The organism is Endozoicomonas numazuensis, from assembly GCF_000722635.1.
Lineage (GTDB): Bacteria > Pseudomonadota > Gammaproteobacteria > Pseudomonadales > Endozoicomonadaceae > Endozoicomonas_A > Endozoicomonas_A numazuensis.
In genome coordinates, this window is sequence record NZ_JOKH01000017.1 from 9,252 (window position 1) to 13,410 (window position 4,159).

The 4,159-nt window shown below is 41.5% G+C and carries 4 protein-coding genes; 1 reads left to right on the forward strand and 3 read right to left on the reverse strand.

The genetic code is table 11. From position 1 onward, the window contains the following. Window positions 1–535 (reverse strand): hypothetical protein (locus GZ78_RS29765; RefSeq protein ID WP_161787508.1); only part of this gene is annotated, 535 nt, incomplete at its 3' end. Window positions 536–901: 366 nt separating this feature from the next. On the opposite strand from GZ78_RS29765, the gene GZ78_RS26770 reads away from it, so the two are divergent. Then, on the forward strand, window positions 902–1,522 hold the full coding sequence (locus tag GZ78_RS26770) for a hypothetical protein (protein WP_236631715.1): 621 nt from the start codon (window positions 902–904) through the stop codon (window positions 1,520–1,522). A gap of 547 nt (window positions 1,523–2,069) precedes the next feature. Here GZ78_RS26770 and GZ78_RS26775 read toward each other — a convergent pair. Further along, window positions 2,070–2,861 (reverse strand): tRNA(His) guanylyltransferase Thg1 family protein, encoded by a 792-nt coding sequence (locus GZ78_RS26775; protein ID WP_034837961.1) that lies wholly within the window; start codon window positions 2,859–2,861, stop codon window positions 2,070–2,072. Window positions 2,862–3,380: 519 nt separating this feature from the next. After that, on the reverse strand, window positions 3,381–4,159 hold a 779-nt coding region (locus tag GZ78_RS26780), incomplete at its 5' end, for a 5'-nucleotidase (RefSeq protein WP_081870078.1).

Here is a 4,159-nt window from a genome sequence, read left to right on the forward strand (position 1 = left end):
CATGGTTGGAAGTAATCTCAGAGGAACAGCCTTGTTGTCGCTGTTGCTCCCGGTAAAGCCATTGAATCCAGGTGCTGGTTGCCAGCAGTTCGGCGGACTCAGCATCCTGATCTGCAAAGTGTTTTAGCGTGGAAGGATCGTCAAGCAAACCATTCGCAGTTCGATAGGCATGATAACGCTCTTGCGCAAAAAGAAAGGTCTGTTCCAGATCATTGAATGAATGGTTGTTGTATTGCCAGCCCTGGGCTGAATCCCGACTACAGGTGTGCAGCCTCTGACTTAGAAGAAGACGGGTGTCCTCCTGACCGACGACAGCCTGCAACCAGGCGCAGGCCAACCCCAGACAGATGCCTTCGCTGGCGTTTTCTGATGAAAGCAAGCGGGTGTTCTGTTTGAAACACTCAAGGGGCTGAGGTGTGTTATCGGCAACCTTGCATGAGCTGCCGCTGTCGCTGAGATAGCCGGAGAAAACCAGTTCTATCTCGTTGGCAGACAGGCTTGATAGCACCAGTAATAAAATTGGCACTAATAACATAAAACAAACAGTGCTTTTACTGGAACTGTAGAGCTGCATACATTGACTTGATCATGACAGAGAGTGTTAGAGGAAAAGTAGTAGTTTTCTTTGAAAACACAATTCAGGATACTCAGCGTGTCTGTGTCAAACGGCAATGAGTTGAAATTCTTTCATCCAGCAGCATTGTTTGCGGGCTTTGGGTACAACTAACGCCTGCTTCAGCCGCGTGCCGCAGGCACGTCGGGTGAGCGAAGCGAACGTACTGGAAGCATTTGTTATGCTTACTAACCACTATGTTTGATAATGTAACTTTTTGGCAATAATGAGTAATAAATAATGTCAGAAACATGAAACTAAGTGAATTTATTTTTTAAAGGTACAGCCATGATAAGCCAAGAAAATACTCCATCAGTCTCTTCCATGTTGCGCTACACAGAAGAAGGCAATATTTCGGCTAATGAGAAGCTTTTATTCAATGGATTAAGTGTCAGTAAAACTAAAGATTTAAGTTGCACTTACTTTCCTGTGACGAAAGCGGAGTCAAAAATTAATGCTATTGGTTTCTCTACAGTACCTTTAGAAAAAAGAATTGTTATAACATTTTATTACAATCCGAGAGATAAGCACTTTTCTTTCTATCATGCAGACCCAAAAATTAGAGATTTATATGACCATGTTATATGGCATCAAGATACAGATCATAAAATAAAGTTTCACAAAAGACTTAACCCTTTAGATGAGCATGTGCATTATTCTTGTAATATATCCGATCTAGAAAATGGAACTTTTAAAAAGCTTCTAATAAAAGCGATAAATCTTTCAAATCTTGAGCCTTATCATCATGACCAGTTTGTTAAAGGCGTCAGCCACTTAGTGAAACAACCAAATGAACCTGGTTTTTCTTACATCGATGGTAGTCTTTTACAAAATGGAGGAAGCAAAGATTTTCTTGATAAAGAAGCTAAAGATGAGCAATACATCGAAGGTCCATACATGGAAATTTAACTCAGCCTTATTGGAGTAAGCATAACGCTTGCAGCAGGGGCGGCGAACACAGTGAGGCGTCCCTTTTGCCTGCACTTGTTAAGTGGCCCTGGCCGCTACGATGGTTGGGCTGGCGAGACTCCATTGATATTTTTTGGCACCTGACCTCACCGCCAGCAGATTAATCTATTTTCTGTTTTTTGCTGAGCACTGATTCAGAGTCACTGAGGAGAAAAAAAAGCAAAGCACTTGTAAATGGTTGTCTATTGCTCAGAACTGAAGGACTCCGAACTCTGTGCTGTCGTGGCACAAGGAAAGAAAACCTGAAACCTCTTGCCAGCTCCGCCCAAAATTGAGAAACAGCATACTGCTTGCGCTGGCATTGCAAGAAGGATAATACACCTGATCTTGATCGCCAGATGGTACACACCTTCTTCTTTCTACTTGTACGGCACTTTCATATTACTAACCAATCTATGCACCCTGCCACTTAACGCCAATTTCAGCCGCGCGCCGCCAGGCGCGTCGGGTGGAGGGGCAACGCCCCGGAACGAACTGGAAATTTTTGTTATGCGCATTTTGCTCGAACCCAAGCATCAAACTCTGATATTTTTTGTGGTGTATTTTCTAAGAACTCATTCAGAGATTCATACCTATAGTTTGTTAGCTTCCCGCTTGAGTCTGGAATAAAAATTATTGGCTCATTAGGAATGACATCAGATTTTTCTTGAAGTTTAAGCTCTTTTATCATGCTTTCATAGAAAGAGATATTGTTATAGTTTTTATCGGAATAGAGTTCATCAGAAGAGATACCTTCAATCCTTAATAGTTTTGAATTTTTATTCCTAATGTATGTAGCGAATCTATATGCCAAGTAATCTGAAACTTCATTTGTGTTTGATAAAATCAATGGACGACCATCAAATGATCCACCTATTCTTTGCTCTGTTTTTTTTCGCTTCGCAGAAAAGCCACCACCTGTAAAGAATGATGAAAATGTTGATGCAATTGTTGTTACAATTTTAAAGAGCCTACCTTCAAAATAGTTTGTTTGGCTATTCAATATAATTGACACTTCATCTGAACAAATAATCGCACATAAGAATATATTTTGAGCATCAGTAGGAGCTTTACGATGTAATACATTATATGTGGACTCTAAAGCTTCCCACATTAACCCAGTGAACCGGTTATCTTTGATACTATCTTTTAAGTATTTCTTGCTTAAACCGATTCCATCTAAACGAATACATAAGTATTCATCTTCAGATACTTTAGAAACAACTTCTGACTTTTCTTCGATTATCCTGAAGTGCTCTTCATATTCGCAATACTTCTCTAGCAATTTTACTTCTTTCAATTGTACTTACTCCGATGATGCGCATAACGCTTGCAGCAGGGGCGGCGAACACAGTGAGGCGTCCCTTTTGCCTGCACTTGTTAAGTGGCCCTGGCCGCTACAATGGTTGGGCTGGCGAGACTCCATTGATATTTTTGGCACCTGACCTCACCGCCAGCAGATTAATCTATTTTCTGTTTTTTGCTGAGCACTGATTCAGAGTCACTGAGGAGAAAAAAAAGCAAAGCACTTGTAAATGGTTGTCTATTGCTCAGAACTGAAGGACTCCGAACTCTGTACTGTCGTGGCACAAGGAAAGAAAACCTGAAACCTCTTGCCAGCTCCGCCCAAAATTGAGAAACAGCATACTGCTTACGCTGGCATTGCAAGAAGGATAATACACCTGATCTTGATCGCCAGATGGTACACACCTTCTTCTTTCTACTTGTACGGCACTTTCAGATTACTAACCAATCTATGCACCCTGCCACTTAACGCCTGCTTAAGGGGCGCCGTAGGCGTCCCATTTGAAGCACTTGTTCAATGACGTTTATTCGCAATGCCAAAGGGTATGTGAACCATTGGTATATCACCTGCTTCAGACTCTAGATGGCTTCTTTGGTCATCAAAAAACATATGAGGCTGCAAGCGGCTAAGTATCCTGTCTTTTACCATACCTCCAAGGAAGAAGGTTTCATTTGCACTAACCCCCCAATCCTCAAGTGTTGTGATCACTCTTTCATGTGATGGGGCATTTCTAGCAGTGACAATAGCTGTTCTTATGATTTGTTTATATTCTCCATCCCTAACTTTTTCCCGTTCCTCTAATTTCTGGAGAAAGGCTAATTTCTTGAAAAGGTCTGCCAATGGTCCTGGTTTATGAGGTATGTGAGACTTATCCGTTTCATGCTGGTGAAAATCTGGTAAATCTCCATCTTTAAAAACAGTTTCAGATTCATCATCAGCTATAACTCCATCGAAGTCGAAAGCAATCCGAAGCTCTTCGTCAGAATCATCATTCACCACCTTGCTTGGCAGTACAATTCCAGCGGGATAACCAGCATCGATTGCACTTAGAACGTCACCTTCATTGGCAGTAAGGAAGAGTGATGCATTGAATGCGGGAATGTATTCGTAGGGAGAACGACCTTCCATGAAAGCGGCTCTGGTAATATTAAGGCCGTAATGGCTGATTGATCTAAAAACTCTTTTTCCTGTTGCTGCTGAGTTTCTTGATAGTAAAACTACTTCTACAGGCTGCTGTTTTTGAAATCGGTTGTTAAGATTTAAAAATCTCTTTATGAATGGGAAAGCAGGGC